The organism is Methylobacterium sp. C25 (assembly GCF_021352225.1).
Classification (GTDB): Bacteria; Pseudomonadota; Alphaproteobacteria; order Rhizobiales; family Beijerinckiaceae; genus Methylobacterium.
On record NZ_JAAUVI010000001.1, the window covers coordinates 883,709 to 906,022 of the forward strand.

Genomic DNA, 22,314 nt, shown 5'->3' on the forward strand with positions numbered 1-22,314 from the left:
CAAACTGAATTCAAAAACACAATCGCGATTCTGTTTCAAAAAAACTTTGATGCCATCTCAAAAATTGCTTGATAAGCCTTGCGGCCGGAATCTCCGACCACGTGAGGGCTGCGAGCAAAAGCCATGGATCGTCTCAACGTTGGTGGCCTCGGCGTCGCGCGGGCACTTCATGACTTCGTCGTCGACGAGGCTTTGCCCGGCACCGGGATCTCGTCAGAGGTTTTCTGGGGCGGTCTGGGTGCGATCGTCCGGGATCTCACGCCCAAGAACCGTGCCCTGCTCGCCAAGCGCGCATCGCTTCAGGAACGGCTCGACGCCTGGCATCGCGAGCGTGCTGGCAAGCCCCTCGATGCGGCCTACGAGGCGTTCCTGCGCGAGATAGGCTATCTTGAGGCCGATCCGGGCGCCGTGCAGGTCGGGACCGAGAACGTCGACGACGAGATCGCCCGCATTTCCGGGCCGCAGCTCGTGGTCCCCGTCTCGAACGCCCGCTACGCGCTGAATGCGGCCAATGCCCGCTGGGGCTCGCTCTACGACGCGCTCTACGGCACCGACGCCGTCTCGGAAGAAGGCGGCGCCGAGCGAAGCGGGGGCTACAACCGCACCCGCGGCGCTCGTGTCGTAACCCGCGCCCGCGCCTATCTCGACCGGTTCGTGCCGTTGGCCGGCGGGCGCCATGCCGACGTCGTCACCTATGCCGTGGAAGACGGGGTGCTGGTCGGCAACCTGAATTCCGGCGAGACCGTCCCCCTGGCCCGGCCAGACGGGTTTGCCGGCTATCGCGGCAAGGCGAGCATGCCGTCGGCCCTGCTGCTGCGCCATAACAACCTGCATCTCGAGATCGTCATCGACCGGACCCATCGGATCGGCCGGTTCGACGCGTCCGGCGTCGCCGACATCCTCCTCGAATCCGCGATCTCGACGATCATGGATTTGGAGGATTCGGTCGCCACGGTGGATGCCGAAGACAAGGTCGTCGTCTACCGCAACTGGCTCGGCCTGATGAAGGGTACGCTGGCGGCATCCTTCTCCAAGGACGGGCGTACGCAGGAGCGGCGCCTCAATCCCGACCGGCACTACATCGCGCCCCACGGCGGCGAGGTGATCGTGCCCGGCCGCTCACTGATGCTCGTGCGCAATGTCGGCCACCACATGGATACCGATGCAGTGCTCGACGCCGAGGGCAACGAAATCCCGGAAGGCATGCTCGACGCCGCCGTCACGGCGCTCATCGCGATCCACGACCTGAAGGGCGATGCGGGCCTGCGCAACAGCCGCAAGGGTTCGGTCTACATCGTGAAGCCGAAGATGCACGGGCCGGAGGAGGTCGCCTTCGCGGTCGAGCTGTTCGCCCGGGTCGAGGCGATGCTCGGCCTCGAGGCCAACACCCTCAAGATGGGCATCATGGACGAGGAGCGCCGCACCACGGTGAACCTCGCCGCCTGCATCAAGGCGGCCGCCGCGCGCGTGGTCTTCATCAATACCGGCTTCCTCGACCGCACGGGCGACGAGATCCACACCTCGATGGAAGCCGGTCCCGTCATCCGCAAGAACGACATGAAGGCGACGGCCTGGATCAAGGGCTACGAGGAAAACAACGTCGATGTCGGCCTCGCCTGCGGGCTGCTCGACAGGGCGCAGATCGGCAAGGGCATGTGGGCGGCGCCGGATGCCATGGCCGAGATGCTGATGCAGAAGGGCGCCCATCCCAAGGCCGGGGCCAGCACCGCCTGGGTGCCCTCTCCCACTGCAGCCACACTCCACGCGCTGCATTACCACGAGACCGACGTGCCGGGCCGCCAGGCCGAGCTCGCACGCAGGCCCCGGTCGGCGCTGGCCGAGATCCTGCAGATCCCGCTCGCCACCTCCAACTTCCCGCCGGACGACGTCCAGCAGGAGATCGACAACAACGCCCAGAGCATTCTCGGCTACGTCGTGCGCTGGATCGACCAGGGTGTCGGCTGCTCCAAGGTTCCGGACATCCACGACGTCGGCTTGATGGAGGACCGGGCCACCCTGCGCATCTCGTCCCAGCACATCGCGAACTGGATGCACCACGACGTGGTCAGCGAGGCGCAGGTGATGGAAACGCTGAAGCGCATGGCAAAGATCGTCGACCGCCAGAACGCGGCCGATCCCCTCGACCAGCCGATGGCGCCGGATTTCGACGGACCCGCCTTCAAGGCCGCCTGCGACCTGATCTTCAAGGGCCGCGAGCAGCCGAACGGCTACACCGAGTGGGTGCTCACGGCCCGCCGTCGCGAGGCGAAGGCGCAGGCTCGAACGGCCTGAGCGAAGGGAGGCGCCGCAGCCGGGCCGCGGCGCCTCTTCGCGACGACCGCTCAGGGGGCTCCGTCGTAGCGCATCTCCGAGAGGTCGGCGATCAGCCCGGGGCCGGTCGGCTGCCAGTCGAGCGTCGCCCGCGTCCAGGCGCTCGACGCGGGCATGTCGAGGCCGACGAACATCGCCAGCCAGCCGAAATGCGCCGGGGCCTCGTCTGGCGAGAGCGAGACCGCGGGCACGTTCAGCCCCCGGCCGACCACCTCCGCAATTTCGCGAGCGGAGACACCCTGCTCCGCGACGGCATGGTAGCGCGCCCCCGGCTCCCCGCGCTCGATGGCGAGCCGGTAGAGGCGGGCGACGTCGAGGACATGGGCGGAGGGCCAGCGATTGGTGCCCTCGCCGACATAGGCCGAGGCGCCTTTCTGCCGCGCCACCTCGATCAGCGGGCTGATCAGGCCCTGCTTGACCGTGTCGTGCACCTGCGGAAGCCGCATCACCGAGACGTTGACGCCGGCCTCCAGCAGCTTTGCTCCGGTGACCTCCGACACGACGCGCGGGTTCGGATGGCTCGTGTTGAACACGTCCTCCACTGCGAGGCCGCCGGCCTCGGGCGTGCCCATGCCGGTGCCCGAGGTGATGAGCAGCGGGCGGCGGCTGCCAGCCAGGGCTTCGCCCAGGGCCGTGATGACGCGGCCGTCCTTCTGGCAATTGGCCACGAAATTCGAGAAGTCGTGGTCGAAGGCCGTGTGGATCACGGCGTCGGCCTCGGCCGCTCCCCGCCGCAGGCTGTCCAGGTCTTCGATGTCGCCGCGATGCGGCTCGGCGCCGGCCTCGGCGAGGGATCGTGCCCCGGCATCGGACCGGGTGAGGCCGAGAACCCGATGCCCGGCCGCCAGGAGTTCGGGCACGATGGCCGAGCCGATGAAGCCGGTGGCGCCGGTGAGAAAGATGCGCATGCGATGTCCTCCATGATGGATCGCAAGCGCCCTATCGGCCCCAACTCTATCCCGTTAAAGTAGTGATCTTATCCTGGTATAGCGACCAACAGGCTGGCCGATGTCCGCTGAGCCCGACAACCGTCTCGGAGACTACCTCAAGGATCGCCGCGCCCGGCTAGATCCGGCGGCCTTCGGGTTTGCTGGCCGCAGGCGCACGCCGGGCTTGCGTCGGGAGGAGGTGGCCCAGCGCTCCAACATCAGCACGACCTGGTACACCTGGCTGGAGCAGGGCCGCGGCGGCGCGCCTTCGGCCGACGTGCTGAACCGGATCGCCGGCGGCCTGATGCTGACGGAGCCGGAGCGCGAGCATCTCTTCATGCTCGGTCTCGGGCGCCCGCCGGAGGTCCGCTACCGGCCCTTCCAGGGCATCGCGCCCCGGCTGCAGCGCCTGATCGACACCCTCGAAGTCAGCCCGGCCCTGATCAAGACCGCGACCTGGGAGGTCGTCGCCTGGAACCGCGCCGCCGCCGTGGTGCTCACCGATTTCGACAAGGTCCCGCTCAGCGAGCGCAACATCCTGCGCCGCGTGTTCTGCGATCCGCGCGTCCGCGACGCCCAGCAGGATTGGGAGGGCCTGGCACGCTTCGTCGTCGGCGCGTTCCGGGCCGATGCCGCCCGTGCCGGAGCCGCCTCGGAAGTCCAGGCCCTCGTCGACGAACTCTCGCGTGCGAGCCCCGAATTCGCAGCGCTCTGGCGCGAGAACGACGTCCACGTGCACGGCGATGGCGTGAAGCGGCTGCGGCACCCGGTTCTGGGCTCGATCGAGCTGGAATTCTCATCCTTCGCCGTCGACGGCCGGCCGGATCTCGGGATGATCGTCTATAACCCGGTGGCCAGCGCGGTCGCCGACGAGATCCGCAGGCTCGTCGCAGCTGCCACTTAGTCTGTGAAACCCGATGCGTGGCGCCGCCGCCTCCATGTGATCTCCTTTGTAGGGCTTAGACTTGCCGCATGGGACTCTTGATCTTCAGCATCAACCTCACCCTGGACGGCTGCGTCGACCACCAGGAGGGAATTGCCGATGACGAGACCCACGCCTTCTTTACCCGCCTCATGGACGAGGGCGGTGCGATGCTGTGGGGTCGCGTCACCTACGAGATGATGGAGAGCTATTGGCCGGCCGTCGCCCGCGGCGAACGGGAGGCGCCGCCGGCGATACGTGAGTGGGCGATCAAGCTGGAGGCCAAGCCCAAATACGTCGTGTCGTCGACACGAAATGCCTTCCCCTGGACCAACAGCCACCACATCTCAGGCGACCTGCGCACGGGCGTGCAGAGGCTCAAGGACGCAACCCCGGCCGGCGTGCTTCTCGGTAGCGGCACGCTCGCGACCGAGTTGGACCGGCTGGATCTCATCGACGAGTACAAGCTCCTCGTCCATCCAAGAATCGCCGGCCACGGCCCGACCCTCTACCAGGGCGGGTTGCCCGGCACGCGACGGCTCACGCTGATCTCGGCCACGCCGCTCAGCAACGGTGCGGTAGCCATGCATTACCGGCGCGCGCACTGACCCAGTGCAGCCTCTGCCAGACCACATCGCGGGCTGGTCGCCGTGTCTCGCTAACGGCTGCGGTCGAGCAGCCCCGAGACCACGCGGGCGGTGTAGTCGACCATCGGGACGATGCGGGAATAATTGAGCCGCGTCGGCCCGATCACGCCGACGACGCCGACGATCTTCTGCTCGCCGTCGCGGAAGGGTGCGGCGATCAGCGAAGAGCCGGAGAGCGAAAAAAGCTTGTTCTCCGAGCCGATGAAGATGCGCACCCCGTCACCGCCCTCGGCGCGGGAGAGCAGCTCGATAACGTCCTTCTGCGTCTCGAGATCGTTGAAGAGCAGCCGGATCCGCTCCAGATCCTCCGCCGCGCGCAGGTCGTCGAGGAGATTGGCCTGCCCACGCACGATCAGCTGGCGCGCCTCCGAAGGGCCGACCGTCGTCGCGAGCCCCGCATCGACGAGGCGCTCGGTGAGCGCATCGATCTCGCGCTTCATCGCCTGGCGCCCGGCCTCGATCTCGCCGCGGAGCATGTCGAGGGTGCGGCCGTGCAGCCGGGCATTGAGATAGTTCGAGGCCTCCTGCAGGGCACCGGCCGGGAGACCCGGCGGCAGATCGACGAGGCGGTTCTCGACGCTGCCGTCTGTCGAGACCAGCACCACGAGGGCCCGGGCCGGATCGAGGCGCACGAATTCGATGTGCTTGAGCTGCGCATTCGCCTTCGTGGTGAGCACGACGCCTGCGCCCCGCGAAATGCCGGAGAGCAGGCTGGAAGCCTCGGCCAGCGCGGAATCGAACGTATGGCCGGAGGCGGCAGCGCGCATCTGCGCTTCGATCCGCGTTTTCTCTTCCTGGCCGACATCGCCGAGCTCCATCATCGCATCGACGAAGAAGCGCAGACCCTGCTCGGTGGGCAGCCGGCCGGCCGAGGTATGCGGAGCGAAGATCAGTCCGGAATGCTCCAGGTCCGACATCACGTTGCGGATCGATGCCGGCGAGAGCGCCATGGGCAGCGTGCGTGCGAGATTGCGCGAGCCCAGCGGCTCCCCGGTGACGAGGTAGCTCTCGACGATCTGGCGAAAGATCTCGCGCGAACGCTCGTTGAGCGTCGCGAGGGCCATCGCCTGATGCTGGGGGGTGAGGAAGGGGCTGTTGTCGGTCACACACGCGATCCTGGCGGCCGATTGTGTCCGGCCAAGGCCCGCGGATCAATCTCTGCCATACGCCATGCGCGCCGGCTCAAGCGATGACGGCGATGAGGATCTTGGCCTGGGCCAAGTCAGGCATGGGGCTCTCTTGGACATCAGGCAAATTCGCCGACCAACCATGGAGCACGCGTCGGTGTTCCCGCGTCATTTCGGGGCGATTGCCATACGGAACCGGCTCGCCGACGCGGGATTGGTCCAGCATACCCACCATCGATCGAGGAGACGGACCATGGCCAATCCCGGCATGCCGACCCCCGAACCGAATCCCGGCGGCAAGATCCCAGGCGACCTGCCGCCTCCGACTGAGCCGGACGACCTGCCCGATATCGGCCCGACCGGCCCGCGCACGCCCTATCCGGTAGACGATCCCGATATCGACGAGCCGAAAGGTCCCGGGTCCGAGCCGGACTACCTGCCCGGCGGTCCGACCGATCCCGGCATCAGACTCTGAGGCGATACCGTTTCGCGATTCCCTGGAAGCCCTCGTGCCGAGATCCGGCGCGGGGGCTTTTTGCAGGCTCAGTGGCCGCCGTGAGAGGTGCGCACGTCGCGCGGTGCGGCCAGGATCTCGGTGAGGCTGGTCGCCACGTGGCGAGCCTCCTCGTCGGTCAGACGGAGTTGGAACGGCGGCAGGGCGCCCGCCTGCAACGCGACGACCGGTTGGCCCTGCTCATCGGTGCCAACCTCTATCGCCGAGGAGGTGACGTCGAGCATCGCCACCTCTTCCCCGTCGAGATCCTCAGGCAAAGCAGGATCGTCGCCGTCGTCGATCGCCGTCAAAAGCTGGCCCACGGCGCGCACGAGCGCGCGGGCTGCGCGGGCGTCCATCACCACGGCGGTCGACTGATCGTCCTTCTGAAACGACAACTGAATGTTCGCGCCTTCGAGCGAAACCGAGATACCCGCCATGGAATGCCTAACTGCCTGAGCCATACCGTATATGGACCGGCGACGGGCAAAACGACAGGGCCGGAGCGGCGGCGCAACCCTGCTGCTGGCGGGGCCGCAGCCCGGAAAGCGAGCTTTCCGCCTTGTTGTGGCCGCTTCGATCCCTTACATCATTGGCAGCGGGTCTAATCGCTCCGAGCGCGCATTTATCAAGTCGCCTCGGCACCCGCTCATCCGACACACTATTCGGACACGAACCATGATGCTCGCGCCGGGCAGGCGCGCGCCTATGGTTCATCAAGATGACGACGAGGAATTCTACGTGGATACCGGTACTGTTAAGTGGTTCAACGAGACCAAGGGCTACGGCTTCATTCAGCCCGATGACGGCGGCAAGGACGTGTTCGTGCACATCTCGGCCGTGGAGCGCGCGGGCTTCCGTACGCTCGTGGAAGGCCAGAAGATCTCCTACGAGGTCCTCCAGGACAAGCGCAGCGGAAAGGATTCCGCCGGCAACCTCCAGGCGGCCTGACGCCTGCTCATCGGTGCCGGCCATTCAGGCCGGCACCGTACCGACGACCGTGACGGTGCCCGGCCATTGCCACCGGGCTTTCATGACCGAGCGGCGTCCACGTTCATCGCAACGTCATTGCAACCAACCAGAAACGAGGTCGATCTCGACGAGTCGAGAAACACGGCCCCAAGAAAGAAAAGACAACACGCACATGCAGTTTGAGTACACCCCCCGCCATAGCGGGCGCTCGCCCGTGACCGACGCGGCGACATTCCGGGTGGAACGCCTGAAGCGGGGCGCCTTCGACGACGCCTCCCAGGCCGACATCACCCACCTGATTGACCGTTCGTACCGCTATCACTCCAGCCAGGAGTTGCGCTGGCATCTCGCGGAACGCCTGGGTACCAGCCCGGCCGCGATCAGCCTGACCGAGACGAGCCGCCGCGGCTTCAACTTCAGCCGGCGGCCTTGAGGGCCGCCAAAGTCGGCTCGCACAGGGCCTTGGGAGCTGCGATCAGCTCCCCATGCCGTGGCTCCGGCCGGTTGTAGCGCGCCGGCTCGCCATCCAGATCGCAGACCATGCCTCCGGCCTCGCGCAGGATGAGATCCGCGCCGGCGAGGTCCCAATCCCGCGAATCCCCTGAGATCAGTCCGAGATCGATTGCCCCTTCCGCGATGCGCGCCACACGCAGGGCTAGGGAAGGGATGCGCTCGATCCGAGTCAGTTCCGGCCGGCTCCCGAGCCGGGCGGCGCCGCGCAGCAACCGCTCCTGAAGCGGCTTCGGGCCAGTGACGCGGATGCCGTCGAGCCCGGTCACGGCCGAGGCGCTGATCGGCGTGCCGTTCAGGCTCGCCCCGCCCCCGGCCGTCGCCTCGTAGAACGCCCCCAGCGTCGGCCCATAGACGATTCCGAGCACCGGCTCGCCCCGAGCCAGCAGCGCCACTGCGATCGACCAGTCGGGATGGCCCGACAGGAAGGCGCGCGTGCCGTCGATCGGATCGACGATCCAGACCCACTCGCTATCGATTCGAACCGGATCGTCGGTCGTCTCCTCGGAGAGCCAAGCCGCCCGCGGCTCGATTTCCTCGAGACGAACCTTGAGGAAGGTGTCCACGGCGACGTCGGCCTCGGTGACGGGCGAGCCGCCTGCCTTGGACCAGACGCGCGCGCGGGTTTGTCCACCCTCGCGAAAGAACGGCTTCGCGAGCCCCGCTGCCTCGCGCACGGTCTCGCTCACGCGCGGCAGAAGGGAGGCGGCGAGAGCGCGCGCCTCGGCGGAGTAGACGGTGTCGGCCATGCGTTCCGGATACTGTCGCTGCGGGAGGGCGGAGCAGGTGTCCGTTGTAGGCGGCATCCGCCTGCGGTCACAAGGATGGTGGCGCATCGCCGCTCACGGCCCGCGGGAACCGAAAGATCGAGTTGCGCCAATCATCGCAAGGATCCGTTGAGCATTCCCGACACAACAGCGATGTCCACGATCGCTTAACGCTCACTCTTAAGCCAGTTTGAGTGGATGCGAGGCAATTGTGCTTGTCATGACGGACGGTCCGACAGAGGCCGCCAGCCGAAACAGGGCGCCGACACGATGAACACTTTCCTGCACTCCGATCAGGACTGCCATAACACGGCGCAGGGCGACCTGATCCAGGATGGCATCGACGCCTCCGCTTTCGCGGCGAACGGTGTTTTCTCCGCGAGCCCGCTCGCGATGATCGCGCCAGGCGAAGCGGCCGGCATCGTTCTCGGCTTTGCCGATCACGGATCGGACGAGGGTGGTGAAGATCGTTTCAGCCTGCTCGTGGTCGATGCCGACGGCGAGGTGCTCAGCCGTCTCGGGCCGTTCGGCGAGGACGACATCGTCGCCCTGTGGCGTGATTTTGCAGCGAAGTCCGGCCTGCCGCGCATGATCATCCGTGAAGGCGGCGGTCTCAGCACCGTCTCCCGCCAGCTCGGCCGGGTCGCGCTCGGCACCACCCGCCAGCGCCGCCGCCACGGCCTGCTCAACGGCCGGCGCCCGCGCTTCCTGGTCCGCCGCAAATCCGCCCGCCTGCCGGCTCGCCCGCAGATCTATCGCAACGAGAACGAGATCATCGCCCGTTCTTGAGCTGGTTCAGATTCCGGCGAAGCCTTGCCAGAGGCAATCCGCCGCAAGGCCCGCGAAGAGGATCAGTCCGGCATTCCGGTTCGAGCGGAATAGTTTCAAGGCACTCAGGCCGTCCCGCGGCTCCAGCCTCATGACCTGCCGGGCGAGATGGCCCGCAAACAGCGCCAGACCGAGCCAGCCGAGGAGTCCGGCTCCGGCGAGCCAGAGGGCCGGCACCATGAGCAGCACGGCGGCGGCGTAACAGACGCCCACGGCAGTGATGAGCCGGCTTCCGAACAATCGTGCCGAGGAGCTGATCCCGGCGAGTTCATCGTCCTCGATGTCCTGGACCGCATAGATCGTGTCGTAGCCGATCACCCAGGCGATGGTTCCGGCATAGAGCCAGAAGGCTGGCGGATCGAGCCGCCCGAACAAGGCGACCCAGCCCATCAGCGCGCCCCAGGAGAAGGCGAGGCCGAGCACCGCCTGCGGCATCGGCATCACGCGCTTCATGAAGGGGTAGATCGCCACCGGCGCGAGCGAGGCGATGCCGACCAGGACCGCGGTACCGTTGAACTGCAGCAACACGCAGAGGCCCACGAGCGCCTGCGCCACCAGGAAGGCGGCGGCAGCTCGCGTCTCGATCTGCCCGGATGGCAGCGGACGCGAGCGGGTGCGCTCCACGCGCCCATCGAGGTCGCGATCGGCGATGTCGTTGTAGGTCGAGCCGGCCCCGCGCATGGCGACGGCGCCGATCAGGAAAAGCAGGAGATGAACGGGATCGGGAAACAGCCGATCATCGGCCGTCGCGGCGAGTGCCGCGGACCACCAGCACGGCAGCACAAGGAGCCACCAGCCGATCGGCCGCTCGATCCGTGCCAGCCTCAGGTAGGGGCGCCAGCCGCGCGGCGCCCAGTGGTCGGCCCAATGGCCAGCGACCGCGTCGGCGACCTGGCCGGCAGGGGGCAGATCACCGCGGCTCGCCTCCGTGCGTTCGCCGGAGGGCACGAACTCGATTACTTCAGCGGCTCAGCAAAGGGCGCGCTCAGAGCGCGCCCTGGGGCATCTTGAAGCTGCCGGACAGGCCGGGTCCACCGAGCAGGCCGCCGCCGCCGCCTTCGCGGGCCTGAGCTTCCATCTTCGTGACCTGGGAGGCCATGCCGCAGACCTTGGTCTTGATGCCGCCGACCTTGTCGTTGTCGGCCTTGAAGCCCGTAGAGAAGGAATCCGGGATCGAGCACCATTCCTTGTTGCTCGAGATCCATTTTATGCCGGCGACGCCATTGGCGTAGAGCTTGCCGAACAGCGAGCAGGCCTGGGCCGGAGTCATCTTCTGCTTGCTTTGCGAGGCGGCGTTCGCCTTGGCGACGAGGGCCTTACGCTCGTTCAGGGTGTGCTGGATCGCGTTGCAATCGACATTGCCCTGACCGCCGACCGATCTCGCCGCGGGCGAAGCCATCGGCGACGGAGCCGGGACGCCCATTCCCATGGACATGGAGGGGGGGGCCGCAGCAGCGGACTGGGCCGGGGCAGCCGCACCAGCATCCGCGGGGGATTCGGGCATCTGCTGGAACATGCTCTGCTGCGCGAGAGCCGGGCCTGCCGCGAGCAGGAGGCCCAGCGCCCCGAGCACGGCCGGGACGGTTTTCGACGACGTGAGCCCCTTCGGCATCCTGTTCGACATGACCCTTGTATCCCTCTCCCCCGCCGCTCCCGTGGGTCTGGGCCCTTCGGAATTCGGCTTTGCCTGTCCGATCGGATCGGCGCTCGCGGCGCCCGGTCCTCCTGGATGGCTTTCTCGACCGTGATGACGGCCGATTCCGCACAGGATTGTGGCGGCAATCGCGTCGCGGTCATCGGAAGGGGGATGACGAGCCCGACTTGGCCGAAAGCCGGGCCGCGTGATCTTTTCGCATCACCGGCGGTCGCGTTGACTCGGATCGAGCCTCACGCGAGGGAAGCGGGATGGCCGCCTACGACTTCACCGCACCCCGGCTCTATGTCGAGGCGGACCTCCGAGAGGGTCTCGTGCTGCCCCTCGAACGGGCCCAGGCCGGCTACCTGCTCACCGTGCTGCGTAAGGGCGAGGGCGACGGCGTCCACCTCTTCAACGGCCGCGACGGCGAGTGGCGCGCCGAGATCAGGCCCAATGGCCGCAAGAGCGCCGACCTCGCGCTGATCGAGCAGACCCGGCCGCAGTCGGCGCCGGCCGACCTGCACTATCTCTTCGCGCCGCTGAAGACCGGACGGCTCGACTACATGGCCCAGAAGGCCGTGGAGATGGGCGCCGGCCTGATCCGGCCGGTCTTCACGCGCTACACGCAAGGCGAGCGGATCAAGCTCGACCGGCTCCGCGCCAACGCGATCGAGGCGGCCGAGCAATGCGGCATCCTCACAATTCCCGACATCGCCGAGCCGGCCCGCCTGCCCGAGGCGCTCGACGCCCTGGAGCCTGCTCGCCTGTTGGTGTTCTGCGACGAGGATGCCCCGGTCGCCGATCCGGTGGCGGCGTTGCGCGCCGCGGCCGATCCGGCAGCGGCGCCCCCGGTCGCCGTGCTGGTCGGCCCCGAGGGCGGCTTCAGCCCGGACGAACGCGAGCGGATCGCGGCGCGCCCGAACACCGTCGCACTCTCGCTCGGCCCACGCATCCTGCGCGCGGACACCGCGGCCGTCGCCGTGCTGGCCCTGGTCCAGGCCGTGCTCGGCGACGCGCGGTGAGCCTCAACGATCGCGGACGTAGCTGTGACGGTTCACTCCGTCGTGCCGGCCCGAGCGCATGCAGCAGCGCTTGAAAGCTCCTCGTGGAGCCGCAGGGGCAGGGATCGTTGCGGCCGAGCTTTTCCTCGAGCGCCACGTCGCCATGCACGACGCGAATACCGGTCTTGACCCGGCTCTCGCTCGGAAAAGGATTTTCGACGCTTAGACGTGACCTCGAAAGCAGGCCAGATCGTCGTGACGGTTACGCTGTGCCATCGTCGCCTCCTCTGCTGGGGGGCAAGCGGCGTAGATGGAGCCGTCGTCGGAAGCAAGCGGCGGCAACCTCGGCAACCAGCCCTGCGTTGTCCGGACTTGCGCCGTGGATTAAGCACACGACATCTCAGTCGGGCCGGTCGCGGTCTTCTCCGCGGCACGACGCTGCGGGCTCGCGCGCCTCGCCCGTTTCGTCCGATTGTTTCGACCGGGAAGCCTGCGCATGGCGCGCGATACCTCCGATACGACGCCGCTGACCACGCGGGCCGAGCTGATCGAATGGTTCTCCGTGGGGGAGAAACCTCCGGAACAGTTCGCGATCGGCACCGAGCACGAGGCGATTCCTTTCTACCGCGACACCCACACGTCGGTCCCTTACGAGGGTGAGCGCGGCATCCGGAGGCTGCTCGAAGGCTTCGGCCGCGAGACCGGATGGGAGCCGATCCTCGATGCCGGCAACATCATCGGTCTGGCGAGCACCCGCGGCGGCGGCGCCATTTCCATCGAGCCGGGCGGCCAGTTCGAATTGTCGGGTGCGCCGGTACCCGACGTTCACAAGACGATGAGCGAGCTGCGCGCGCATCTCTACGCCCTGATGTGCGCCGCCGACCCCCTCGGCATCGGCTTCCTCGACCTCGGCATGAGCCCGAAATGGACTCGGGAAGAGACCCCGCTCATGCCGAAGAGCCGCTACCGGATCATGCACGGCTACATGCCGAAGGTCGGCACCCTCGGCCACGACATGATGCTCCGCACCGCCACCGTGCAGGTGAACGTCGACTTCTCCGCTGAAACCGACATGGTGAAGAAGCTCCGCGTCTCTCTCGCCCTGCAGCCGGTGGCCACCGCGCTCTTCGCCAATTCGCCCTTCACCGACGGACGCCCGAACGGCTTCCTCTCACGCCGCTCCGAGATCTGGCGGGACACCGACCGCGACCGCACCGGCATGTTCCCGCAGGCCTTCGAGGACGGGTTCGGCTACGAAGGCTATGTCGACTGGCTGCTCGACGTGCCGATGTATTTCATCAAGCGCGGGCAGACCTATCACGACGTCTCCGGCGCATCGTTCCGGAGCCTGATGCAGGGACGGCTCGACCAGCTCCCGGGCGAGTTCGCTACCGTCTCCGATTGGGCGAACCATGCCTCGACGGTCTTTCCGGAGGTGCGCCTCAAGCGGTTCCTCGAGATGCGCGGTTCCGATGTCGGCAACCCGGCGATGATCGCCGCGCAATCCGCCTTCTGGGTCGGCCTGCTCTATGACCCCACTGCGCTCGATGCGGCCTGGGACCTCGTGAAGGGCTGGAGCGCCGAGGATCGTGAATGCGCACGGGCAACGGTGCCGCGGCTCGGCCTCGCCACGTCGCTGGCCGGCAAGAGCATCGGAGCGGTGGCCGCCGAGGCGCTGGCGATCAGCCGCGCCGGGCTGCAAGCCCGTGCACGACGCGATGGCACCGGACGCGACGAGACCGTGTACCTGCGTCCGCTCGAGGCGATCGTTGTGGCAGGCCGCACCCATGCGGAGGACCGCCTCGCAGATTACGATGGCCCCTGGCAGAAATCCGTCGAACCGGCTTTCGACGCCTGCACGTTCTGACGCCGTTCGCGATCCCTGGCGGCGCTCTGCGACGTGCGCAGAGGCACATGGCTCCGCACAGTCCAGCAGGGTTGGGAACGCCGCAGGGCCGATGCGAATTGTTAAGTCGGTTTGATCACCCGACGGAGATACGCTCCATGTCGCGCTTCACCACCTTCGCGCTTGCCGGCCTGACTGCAGCGGGCATGACGGCTGCAACTCTTCCTGCAGCCCAGGCGGCTCCCTTTCCGGCCTTGAACGGCACTCAGGTCGGTGGGGTAAACACCAGCGTCGATCACGTCTATTGGCGCCGGGGCGGCTATTACGGCTACCGCCGGGGCGGCTATGGCGGAGCCCTCGCCGCAGGCGCGGCGCTCGGCATTATCGGTGGCGCCATCGCCGCGAGCGCAGCTCCGCGCTACGGCTACTACGATTACGGGTATTACCGCCGGCCGGCCTATGCCTACCCGGCTTACGGGTATCCGGCCTACGGCTATTACCCCTACGGCTACTGAGCCGGGCCACCCGACGCCGATTCGCTCTGCCGACGGTGAAAGCCGTCCGCGGAGCTTTTCGTGTTATGGCCGGCCATGCCCGACGTCTCGGAGGCTCCTCCGATCGCCCTCGATCTGACCGGCCTCAAATGTCCCCTGCCCGCTCTGCGGACCCGCAAGGCCTTACGCGGCCTCCAGCCCGGTGCCCGGCTCGCGGTGACCGCGACCGATCCGCTCGCGGCGATCGACGTCCCCAACGCGGCGCGTGAGGAGGGCGCCCGTGTCGAGTCGCAGGCGCGAGATGGCGCCGTGACGCGGTTCGTGATCCGCGCGCAGGGTTGAAAGAAAGCCACACTCCCCGAGGTTTCGCGCGCCGGGCGCTCGGCTGCCTCATTGGCGCACGGATCGCCCTCTAGGGCACGCACCGGATGTAGCCATCACCGGAGACGCAATGGCCCCCTCGATCCGAGGCACCCGCACTGTCCACGAGGGCTGGAGCACCGTACTCGTCGCCGACCTGACCATGCCCGACGGCACGCGCCGCAGCCGCGAGGTCGAGGACCATGGACGGGCGGTCTGCGTGTTGCCCTACGATCCCGAGCGCAGGGTCGCCTTGCTGATCCAGCAATTTCGCGCGCCGCTCTTCTATGCGGAAGGCGTCACCGATCTCATCGAGGCGCCGGCCGGCCTGCTCGACGAGACCGATGCCGAAGACGGCGCCCGTCGCGAGGCCTACGAAGAGACCGGGCTGCGGCTCGGGCGCCTGGAGCCGGTCGCCTCGGTCTGGAGCATGCCGGGCATCTCGACGGAGCGGATGCAGCTCTTCCTCGGCGCCTATCGCGAAGGCGACAGGATCGGCGAGGGTGGGGGGCTGGCCGAGGAGGGCGAGGACATCACAGTCGTCGAGATGCCGCTCTCGACCCTCGCCGCAATGAGCGATGCCGGCGAGATCACCGACATGAAGACGCTCGCCCTGGTCCTGGCGCTCCGGCTGCGTCACCCGAGCCTGTTCGGACGGGTCGCGGTTGCCCGGCCCGAACTCGTTACTCCGGCCTGACAGGCAGTGGCGCCGCCCTGTCGCGGATGAAACCCGACGGCGACCAGGACGACGTCCGGCGGCCCCGCCCCAGGGCTGCATCGAGGTTGTCGCGGCCGCGCGAGGCGGCGACGATCCTGAGAAAGCGCCACGAGCGCAGGAAGTAGCGCGGAAACAGCCTGCGCGGCGCGTGCAGGAACCGGAAGAACCATTCGAGGCCCATCCGCTGCATCAGGACGGGTGCGCGCGGCACCAGCCCCGTGGCCACGTTCAGGGCCTCGCCGACGGCCAGGGTCACCGGGCTACCCAGAAGCGATCCGTAGCGGTCGACCCAGATCTCAGACTTCGGCGCGCCGACACCCAGGATGAGCAGCGTCGTGCCATGCGCACGGATCTCGGCCGCCAAGCGGCGCGAATAGGCCTCGTCTTCCTCGAACCCGAAGGGCGGCGTCGTGGCGGCGACGGCATCTGAAGCCAGCCCGGCCGCTGCGAAGGCCGCGGCGGCCCGCGTGCCGACGAGATCGCTCGACCCGATCACGAATACCCGGCGCTCGCTCGGCTGAGGAGCCGCGAGAGCGGCAGCGATGAGGTCGTGGCCTGTGATGCGGCGAACGATGCGCGAGCCGGTGAGACGGGCCAGCCACACCAGCGGCATGCCGTCGAGCGTGCGCATTGCTGCCCCGTCATAGGCCTTTCGAAACGCTGCGTTTTCGGCCAGGATGACAATGTGGTCCACATTGGCCGTGACGATGAGACGAGGACGCGTGTGCGGCAGCGCAGCTGCAGCGTCGAGCACCTCGTCGGCGCTCGCCGTGGTGAACGTCGTCCCGAACAGGCGAACACTCATGTTGACGATCCCGACGAAACGGCATTGGACCGCGGCCATCCGGTCTCCGGCTGCGCGTTGAACGCGACGTGGACCAGCGGGCTCTGAACGGCAAGGCGATGGCCACGATCGAACGAGGCTGGTCGGGCGGCCGCGACCGGCAGCTCTGGCGGCTTCTCGCCCGTGCCGTGCCCGGACACCGCCGGACGCTGCGCGGAGACGGGCCGGTCGCCAGCATCACCTTCGACGACGTGCCCGAAAGCGCAGCCACGACGGGCGCCGAGATCCTCGGACGGCACGACATGCGTGCGACCTACTTCGTCGCGACCGCTCTGTGCGGGCGGCAGGACCGCTACTGGCGCGTCGCCGACCGTGCGCGCATTCGCGAATTGTCGGAGGCCGGCCACGAGATCGGCTGCCACACGGCCCGACACGTCAACGTACAGTCCCTGCACGGGCTCGACCTCCTGCGGGAATGCGAGGTGTCGAGCGCCATGATCGCCGAGATCTGCGGCCGGGCGCCGCGCAATTTCTGCTATCCGTTCGGCGATGTCGGCCTGATCCAAAAGCGCATGCTCGGCCGGCGTTTCGACACCTGCCGGACGATCTACGAGCATCCGAATGCCGGCCGCGTCGACCCCGCCATGCTCGGCGCCTACGGCCTGTTCGACTCCGTGATGGATCGCGACCGGCTGAGCCGGATCGTGCGCAGGACGGTAGCGCGCCGGGGTTGGCTGATCCTGTACGCGCACGACGTCGCGGACGAGCCGACCCCGATGGGCGTCACCCCGCGCCTCCTCGACGAGACGCTGAGCTTGCTGGCCGAGCACGGTGTCCCGGTGAAGACGGTGGCCGAGGCCGCGCGCCATCACGGTCTCGTCGCGACCGAGTGAACACGTCAGCTTAGGCATCGGCCGCCCTCAGGCTGCGCGTATCCGGCGCCGGGCGCCGCGCCTTGCGGGCGCGCTTGCGGTCACGGTCGGCTCCGAGCATCAGAGCGATTGCCCCGCCCAGCAGCAGGCCGAGCACCAGAGCGACCGGGAGGGCGATCCGTGGCGAGGGCGGCCAGGCGCGGACGCGGGCCGGCGTCGCGGTCGAGATGACGCGCACGTTCGTGTTGTTTAGCCGTTCCTGCTCGCCAGCCTCGCGCGAGCGCTTGAGGAAGGCCTCGTAGACACTACGCCGGGAATCGGCGGCACGCTCCAGCTCGCGCAGGCCGACGCTAGCACGGTCGGTCTTCGAGAGGTCGGCCTTCACCTGGTCGATGTTCTTATGAATCGCCGCCTCGCTCGCCGCAGCGCGGTCGTAATCCTTGCGCGTCGACTCGATGATGCGGGTCTTCTCGATCTGGATCAGCCGCTGGAGGTCGCGCTGCTGTGCTTCCATCTCGGCCATGGCCGGATGGCGGGAGCCGAGACGGGTCGCGAGCTCCGCAGTATTGCGCGAGAGCGTCGCGTATTGCTGACGCAGGGCCTGCATCTCCAGCGATTGCAGCATCTCCGGCAGCGCCGTGCCGGCATCGCCAGCCGACATCTTCTTGGCCTGGTCGAACCGCGAGCGCGCCTCGGCGGTGCGGATCGAGGCCGTGACGAGCTGCTGGTTGAGGTCGCCGAGCTGCTGGTCGCTGAACGGACGACCGGTAGAGGTCGCCAGCTTGTTGGTCGCGCGATAGTTCGCGACCTTGCCCTCGGCCTCCTCCAGCGCCTCGCGCAGCGTGTTCAGGCGTGAGGTGAGCGAGTCCGAGACGCGCTTGGCCGCCTCGGTCCGGGCATTGGCCTCTTCCTCGAAATAAGCGTCGCCGATGGCATTGGCGATGGTGGCGGCCTTCTGGGGATCCTTCGACTTGGCCTGGACGTCGATCACGAAGGTCCGCTCCGGCCGGCGCACCAGGACGTTCTGGCGCAGGGTGTCGAGCGCCATGTTGACGGGGTCGCGGCTGGCCGCAGGCGGCATCATCCCGAGCGCGTTCTTCACGAAGGAGGCGAAGGGGCCGGTCGTGTCGGGCTTGGTGAACTCCTCGTCGTGATCGAGCCCGAGCTTGGCCACGACCCGGCGCAGAACGTTGTCCGACTGGATCACCTTGGTCTGGCTCTCGGCAAGCGAGACGCCGGCGTCGGATTGCGGCGAGCGCACGGTGACGTCGTTGTCGACGCTGCGCAGGTCGGACGGGTCGATCAGGATCTGGATGCTCGAGACGTAGGTCGGGGTGAGCATGCCGAGCACGGCCACCGCAGCCGCCACCATGAACAGGCCGGACAGCACGATGAAGCCCGAACCGCGCCACAGGCGCCGGGCGGCCGAGGACAAGCTGAGGCCGGGGGCGGCCGGCTCGGCCATCACCATCCTCACTGGTTCGCCGCGCAGGGGACTGGCGAAATCGAACATTTCACTCTTGCCTCGGTTCGACCTGCACCGTTCGGCCACGGGGACCGCCGGCGGGTCGGCGATGGTCTCGATTCATTGCCCTCTGTGCCGCTGCGGCACGTTCCGGCAACGAATGGGAAACCATGCGCAAGGCAGATGCCAAGACGATCTTCGCACTGAAACCCGACATATCCACGCGATTGTGGCCTTGCTGCGATGTCAGAGACCGATTTGGCAATTTGCGGAAATAATATTAACCATTTTTCGGCGCTCGAAGAGTCCAGGTCTGGCCGTCTCATGTGTGCCGACTTGGAACAAGTCAGACTTGTTGCTCGACTTGCGTTGGCTGTACAGTCGGTACGTAGTTAATACGCTGTGCCATGTAGACGCGTATCTTGGCCCGGCGGCTGCGCCATCAGGTCGGGGAGACGATGCCCGCGGGGTCGCCGTAGGCTGAAGCGTCCCTCTCCAGGAAGGCGCGGAAGCGCGCGAAATCGTCGGATGCGCGGGCGTTCCAGTGGGCGACGTTGTTGCGGGAGAAGGCGGCAGCCTGCGCAAGGCGACCGGAACGGGCGAAGCCGAGAAGCTCCCGGGCCGCCTCCTCCGGCCTCTCCGGATGGATGAACAGGCCGGACGAGCCCAGCACCTCGGAGAAGACCGGGGCCACAGGCGCCGCCACAGGCAGGCCGCCGTGCTGGACCTCGAGAAGCGGCAGGCCGAGCCCTTCCGCCTTCGCCGTCGAGAGCAGCATGTGGCAACGCCCCGCGAGGCTGCGCAGGCCGGAATCGTCGAGATATCCGTGCAGTGTGAGGAAGGGCGGCGGCGCATCGAGGAAGTCGTGCCGCCCCCAGCCGATCCGGCCGACGAGGTGCAGTTCGGCAGGAATGCCGGCCGCGTTGAGTGCGGCGGTGATGGCGACGGCAGCCGGATAGTTCTTGCGCGGCTCGACCGTGCCGATCGCCAGGAGCCGCAGGGGTTCGCCTAGCACATAGGTGGCCGGTCCGGCGAGGTCGCCGAGGCCGAAGACGTCGCTTACTGCCGGCCGCAAAAGCGCCACCAGCGCGTCGCGCCGGCACAGCCTGCGAAGGTCCTCGCCTGTGGTGCGCGAATTGACGAGGAAGGTTCGGCCGAACCGAGCGGCCAGAGCGAAACTCGGCGCCATGTAGGCGCGCGCGCGCCAGTTCAGATCCTGCGGCCGCGTCACCAGGAAGGTGTCGTGGATGTAGGTCACGCAGCGCCGGCCGAGCGCCAGGGCGAGCGGTCCCGGTGGGAAGCCGGGAAACACGAAGAGCGCCGAGGGATCGGCGAGACCGCGCGCCGGCAGGCCGAATTGCTGATCCAGAATCATCCGGGCGAGGCTCGGGGAGCGCAGCAGGCGCACCTCGTGCGGCGCGAGGCGCTCGGGGACGAACAGGTCGAGAGCCACGCGCTCGATCCCGGTGACCGGTCCGCGGATGTTGGTCTGGTCGACGTAGATGCGGCGTGGCGCAGTGCAAGCGGCTGTCATCCGGAGACCCTACGGCGGAGCAGGGCGGCGGCGTAGAGCGCCCTGCGCATCCAGAGCGGCATGCCGCGGCCAAACACGGCCTGCTTTGCCCGGCGCAACAGGCGGATCGCGGGCCGCGACGGCGCGGCGACGAGCCCGCTCGCGCCGGCCTGCCGGTCCCTGGCGAAGGCGAATTGCCGGAGCATCTCGGGGCGAAAACGCAGCCGTGTTTCCGGCGTAACGCCCGGCATTCCCGGCCAGCCGGCGAGGGCGTCGTGCAGGGAAACGGCGCAGGCCGCGTGGCTGAAGCGGCTCTCCAGCACGATACGGGCGAAGGCGCCGAGGCGGCGCCGAAGAGCCGCGTCGACGATCAGCCGGTCGAGGCCCTGGGCCAGCGCGCCCTCGCGCGGTTCGACGAGCAGCCCGGTGACTCCGTCGATCACCGCCGAGGTCAGGCCAGTGGCCCGGTAGGCCACGGTCGGCGTGCCGCACAAGCCGGCCTCGATCGGGGTCTGGCCGAGGGTCTCGAGCCGGCTTCCCGTGAGATAGATGTCGCAGGCCGCGTACCATTGCGCCAGCGTCTCCTCGTCGCCGATCAGGCCAGGTGCGTGGAGGTCGGAAAGGCCGAACACGGCGGGATTGTCGAGGCGCCCTACCGCGACGAAGCCGACACCCGGTCGCGCCACACGCGCAATGGTGGCGACGAGATCATCGAAACCCTTGTCAGGCGCATCGGCGATGACCGCGGCGAACACCACGAGGACGTCGCTCTCGGGCAAGCCGAGCTCACGGCGCAGCGTGACTCTGTCGCGCGGGCGAAAGACGCCTGTCGGGAAAGCCAATTGGACAGGAGCGATGGCGGTGCCGTTCGGCGCGAGCGCACGGGCACGGGCCTCAGTCCAATCCGAATTGGCGAGAAGCAGTGGCGCCGAAAGGGCTTGCCGCTTTTCGGCAAAGGCGCCGGCAATGCGGTCCGGAGCGAGTTGCGGATATTCGGCAGGCGTCGGGCAGCGCCCGTCGCAGCCGCTGGCGATGACCTCACAATCCTTGGGATGTGCGCACCGCCCCGTCAGGGGGAAGAGATCGTGCAGGGCGATCGCCATCGGCAGCGCGGCCGCCAGACGCCCGACGAGGCCTCCGCCCCGCGTCGCTCCGTGGAGGTTGCCCGCGAGCACGAGGTCGTGGCCGCCGCCAAGAATTGCCGCCTCGGTGCGCGGAAAGCGGTCGCTCCACTCGGCTGCGGCCGGCGGCGACTCGTCGGCCAGCCTGAGATGGGCGATCCGGTGCCCCGCCAGATTCAGCGCCTCCGTGAGGCGGCGATGGGCAATGCCGGCCCCGCCGCCATAGCCGAGATCGGTGAGCGACACGATCGAGCGTCCGGACGGGGGACAGCTAACCGCCGGTTCGCGCCGAAGCAGGACCGGCCGCCCGATCCGGGACGTCCGGATACCGGCGCCCGCCAGACGGGACCAGAGGTCTACCGAGGATGACAGGGCGGTTTTCGCGAGGAGGCCGAGACGAGCGAGGGTCTCGCGCGAAACCAGAATGTCGCCGTAGCCGACAGGCGCCCCCTCTTCGCACGACATCGCGCCCGGCGGCCCGAGCAGGTCGAGGCCGTGGACGCCGCGCGCGAACAGTACGCGCAGGCCGGCCACCGCGCCCGCATCCGACAAAACCGCGTCCAGGCAGAGTGCGGCGAGCGCCCCCGGCGCCAGGAGGTCGCCGGCCCGCAGCCAGAGCCGGTATTCGGCATCGACCGAGTCCGCGTGATCGAGCTCGGCCGAGGCGACCTCGCGGATATGATGGCGAAGCCGCGGATAGGCCTGCCCTTCGAGCGAGGCGAGCGTCGCCGGAAAGTCGGCATCCTGCTCGTCCTGAACGACGGTGACCGTAATCCATGGCCACGGGCGGCCATCCGGCAGGGAATCCGGCAGCAGCGCCGGCTCGGAGCCCATGGGCCAGTCGGCAACGCCGTGGTCGTCGGCGGGGGGAGCTGGCCCTTGGCTCATGCCGTCTCGGTTCCCGGACGCGGACGTCGCGACCGCGCGGCAGGCCTCGAGGGCCGTGGCGTGCAGACGCGATAATGCGAGGAGAACCGT

23 protein-coding genes and 1 pseudogene are annotated in these 22,314 nt (G+C 68.1%); 13 read left to right on the forward strand and 11 right to left on the reverse strand.

Features of this window, described 5'->3' with window-relative positions; translation table 11 throughout:
- Positions 1 to 123 precede the first annotated feature (123 nt).
- Positions 124 to 2,292 carry a malate synthase G gene (locus HCU64_RS04185; protein WP_233382499.1) on the forward strand — a complete coding sequence of 723 codons (2,169 nt, stop codon included), beginning with the start codon at positions 124 to 126 and terminating at the stop codon, positions 2,290 to 2,292.
- A 50-nt stretch (positions 2,293 to 2,342) separates the two neighbouring features.
- Here HCU64_RS04185 and HCU64_RS04190 read toward each other — a convergent pair whose 3' ends face one another.
- Positions 2,343 to 3,239: an SDR family oxidoreductase gene (locus HCU64_RS04190; protein WP_233382500.1), complete on the reverse strand. Its 897-nt coding sequence runs from the start codon at positions 3,237 to 3,239 to the stop codon at positions 2,343 to 2,345.
- 100 nt (positions 3,240 to 3,339) lie between these two features.
- Here HCU64_RS04190 and HCU64_RS04195 point away from each other — a divergent pair, with 100 nt between their 5' ends.
- The gene (locus tag HCU64_RS04195; protein WP_233382501.1) at positions 3,340 to 4,164 is read left to right on the forward strand and encodes a helix-turn-helix transcriptional regulator; all 825 of its coding nucleotides are present in this window, start codon (positions 3,340 to 3,342) and stop codon (positions 4,162 to 4,164) included.
- A gap of 68 nt (positions 4,165 to 4,232) precedes the next feature.
- The gene (locus tag HCU64_RS04200) at positions 4,233 to 4,790 is read left to right on the forward strand and encodes a dihydrofolate reductase family protein (protein WP_233382502.1); all 558 of its coding nucleotides are present in this window, start codon (positions 4,233 to 4,235) and stop codon (positions 4,788 to 4,790) included.
- A 50-nt stretch (positions 4,791 to 4,840) separates the two neighbouring features.
- Here the strand turns inward: HCU64_RS04200 and hrcA are convergent, their stop codons facing one another.
- Positions 4,841 to 5,893 carry a heat-inducible transcriptional repressor HrcA gene (hrcA, locus tag HCU64_RS04205; protein ID WP_233382917.1) on the reverse strand — a complete coding sequence of 351 codons (1,053 nt, stop codon included), beginning with the start codon at positions 5,891 to 5,893 and terminating at the stop codon, positions 4,841 to 4,843.
- A 316-nt stretch (positions 5,894 to 6,209) separates the two neighbouring features.
- Between hrcA and HCU64_RS04210 the strand changes: the two genes are divergently transcribed.
- Complete coding sequence (locus HCU64_RS04210; RefSeq protein WP_233382503.1) at positions 6,210 to 6,431, forward strand: hypothetical protein; 222 nt, start codon at positions 6,210 to 6,212, stop codon at positions 6,429 to 6,431.
- Between the two features lie 68 nt (positions 6,432 to 6,499).
- Here HCU64_RS04210 and HCU64_RS04215 read toward each other — a convergent pair whose 3' ends face one another.
- On the reverse strand, positions 6,500 to 6,889 hold the full coding sequence (locus HCU64_RS04215; protein ID WP_233382504.1) for a hypothetical protein: 390 nt from the start codon (positions 6,887 to 6,889) through the stop codon (positions 6,500 to 6,502).
- A gap of 301 nt (positions 6,890 to 7,190) precedes the next feature.
- On the opposite strand from HCU64_RS04215, the gene HCU64_RS04220 reads away from it, so the two are divergent.
- Both HCU64_RS04220 and HCU64_RS04225 read left to right on the forward strand, forming a co-directional pair.
- Positions 7,191 to 7,400, forward strand: a complete 210-nt coding sequence (locus tag HCU64_RS04220; protein WP_233382918.1) for a cold-shock protein — start codon at positions 7,191 to 7,193, stop codon at positions 7,398 to 7,400.
- A 235-nt stretch (positions 7,401 to 7,635) separates the two neighbouring features.
- Complete coding sequence (locus HCU64_RS04225; RefSeq protein ID WP_442785900.1) at positions 7,636 to 7,854, forward strand: AsnC family transcriptional regulator; 219 nt, start codon at positions 7,636 to 7,638, stop codon at positions 7,852 to 7,854.
- On the opposite strand, the gene HCU64_RS04230 is transcribed toward HCU64_RS04225, so the two are convergent.
- Complete coding sequence (locus HCU64_RS04230; protein ID WP_233382506.1) at positions 7,838 to 8,680, reverse strand: inositol monophosphatase family protein; 843 nt, start codon at positions 8,678 to 8,680, stop codon at positions 7,838 to 7,840. The two genes, HCU64_RS04225 and HCU64_RS04230, sit on opposite strands and share 17 nt — an antisense overlap.
- A 288-nt stretch (positions 8,681 to 8,968) precedes the next feature.
- Here HCU64_RS04230 and HCU64_RS04235 point away from each other — a divergent pair, with 288 nt between their 5' ends.
- The gene (locus HCU64_RS04235; RefSeq protein ID WP_442785901.1) at positions 8,969 to 9,487 is read left to right on the forward strand and encodes a DUF6101 family protein; all 519 of its coding nucleotides are present in this window, start codon (positions 8,969 to 8,971) and stop codon (positions 9,485 to 9,487) included.
- A gap of 6 nt (positions 9,488 to 9,493) precedes the next feature.
- Here the strand turns inward: HCU64_RS04235 and ubiA are convergent, their stop codons facing one another.
- Positions 9,494 to 10,474: a 4-hydroxybenzoate octaprenyltransferase gene (gene ubiA, locus HCU64_RS04240; protein ID WP_233382507.1), complete on the reverse strand. Its 981-nt coding sequence runs from the start codon at positions 10,472 to 10,474 to the stop codon at positions 9,494 to 9,496.
- A 37-nt stretch (positions 10,475 to 10,511) separates the two neighbouring features.
- Positions 10,512 to 11,150: a hypothetical protein gene (locus tag HCU64_RS25565; protein ID WP_442785902.1), complete on the reverse strand. Its 639-nt coding sequence runs from the start codon at positions 11,148 to 11,150 to the stop codon at positions 10,512 to 10,514.
- A 281-nt stretch (positions 11,151 to 11,431) separates the two neighbouring features.
- On the opposite strand from HCU64_RS25565, the gene HCU64_RS04250 reads away from it, so the two are divergent.
- Positions 11,432 to 12,184, forward strand: coding sequence for a 16S rRNA (uracil(1498)-N(3))-methyltransferase (locus HCU64_RS04250; protein ID WP_233382508.1), 753 nt, complete (start codon positions 11,432 to 11,434; stop codon positions 12,182 to 12,184).
- A gap of 88 nt (positions 12,185 to 12,272) precedes the next feature.
- Here HCU64_RS04250 and HCU64_RS25570 read toward each other — a convergent pair.
- Positions 12,273 to 12,332 (reverse strand): annotated as a pseudogene (locus tag HCU64_RS25570) (SEC-C metal-binding domain-containing protein); the annotation flags it as partial.
- A 327-nt stretch (positions 12,333 to 12,659) separates the two neighbouring features.
- On the opposite strand from HCU64_RS25570, the gene HCU64_RS04255 reads away from it, so the two are divergent.
- The 4 genes from HCU64_RS04255 to HCU64_RS04270 all read left to right on the forward strand — a co-directional run bounded on the left by HCU64_RS04255 (position 12,660) and on the right by HCU64_RS04270 (position 15,560).
- Positions 12,660 to 14,030, forward strand: coding sequence for a glutamate--cysteine ligase (locus HCU64_RS04255; protein ID WP_233382509.1), 1,371 nt, complete (start codon positions 12,660 to 12,662; stop codon positions 14,028 to 14,030).
- Between the two features lie 137 nt (positions 14,031 to 14,167).
- Entirely contained in the window at positions 14,168 to 14,524 is a 357-nt protein-coding gene (locus HCU64_RS04260; RefSeq protein ID WP_233382510.1) for a hypothetical protein, read from the forward strand.
- A gap of 75 nt (positions 14,525 to 14,599) precedes the next feature.
- Positions 14,600 to 14,845 carry a sulfurtransferase TusA family protein gene (locus HCU64_RS04265; RefSeq protein ID WP_233382511.1) on the forward strand — a complete coding sequence of 82 codons (246 nt, stop codon included), beginning with the start codon at positions 14,600 to 14,602 and terminating at the stop codon, positions 14,843 to 14,845.
- A gap of 109 nt (positions 14,846 to 14,954) precedes the next feature.
- Positions 14,955 to 15,560, forward strand: coding sequence for an NUDIX domain-containing protein (locus HCU64_RS04270; RefSeq protein WP_233382512.1), 606 nt, complete (start codon positions 14,955 to 14,957; stop codon positions 15,558 to 15,560).
- Here the strand turns inward: HCU64_RS04270 and HCU64_RS04275 are convergent.
- Positions 15,547 to 16,386 carry a WecB/TagA/CpsF family glycosyltransferase gene (locus HCU64_RS04275; protein WP_233382513.1) on the reverse strand — a complete coding sequence of 280 codons (840 nt, stop codon included), beginning with the start codon at positions 16,384 to 16,386 and terminating at the stop codon, positions 15,547 to 15,549. The genes HCU64_RS04270 and HCU64_RS04275 overlap by 14 nt on opposite strands.
- 68 nt (positions 16,387 to 16,454) lie before the next feature.
- On the opposite strand from HCU64_RS04275, the gene HCU64_RS04280 reads away from it, so the two are divergent.
- Positions 16,455 to 17,258 (forward strand): polysaccharide deacetylase family protein, encoded by an 804-nt coding sequence (locus HCU64_RS04280; RefSeq protein WP_233382514.1) that lies wholly within the window; start codon positions 16,455 to 16,457, stop codon positions 17,256 to 17,258.
- 10 nt (positions 17,259 to 17,268) lie between these two features.
- On the opposite strand, the gene HCU64_RS04285 is transcribed toward HCU64_RS04280, so the two are convergent.
- The 3 genes from HCU64_RS04285 to HCU64_RS04295 all read right to left on the reverse strand — a co-directional run bounded on the left by HCU64_RS04285 (position 17,269) and on the right by HCU64_RS04295 (position 22,224).
- The gene (locus HCU64_RS04285; RefSeq protein WP_233382515.1) at positions 17,269 to 18,750 is read right to left on the reverse strand and encodes a GumC family protein; all 1,482 of its coding nucleotides are present in this window, start codon (positions 18,748 to 18,750) and stop codon (positions 17,269 to 17,271) included.
- Between the two features lie 394 nt (positions 18,751 to 19,144).
- A complete protein-coding gene (locus HCU64_RS04290; RefSeq protein WP_233382516.1) occupies positions 19,145 to 20,236 on the reverse strand; it encodes a glycosyltransferase in 1,092 nt (363 codons plus the stop codon).
- Complete coding sequence (locus HCU64_RS04295) at positions 20,233 to 22,224, reverse strand: glycosyltransferase (protein WP_233382517.1); 1,992 nt, start codon at positions 22,222 to 22,224, stop codon at positions 20,233 to 20,235. The genes HCU64_RS04290 and HCU64_RS04295 overlap by 4 nt, the downstream gene beginning before the upstream one ends.
- Positions 22,225 to 22,314 lie beyond the last annotated feature (90 nt).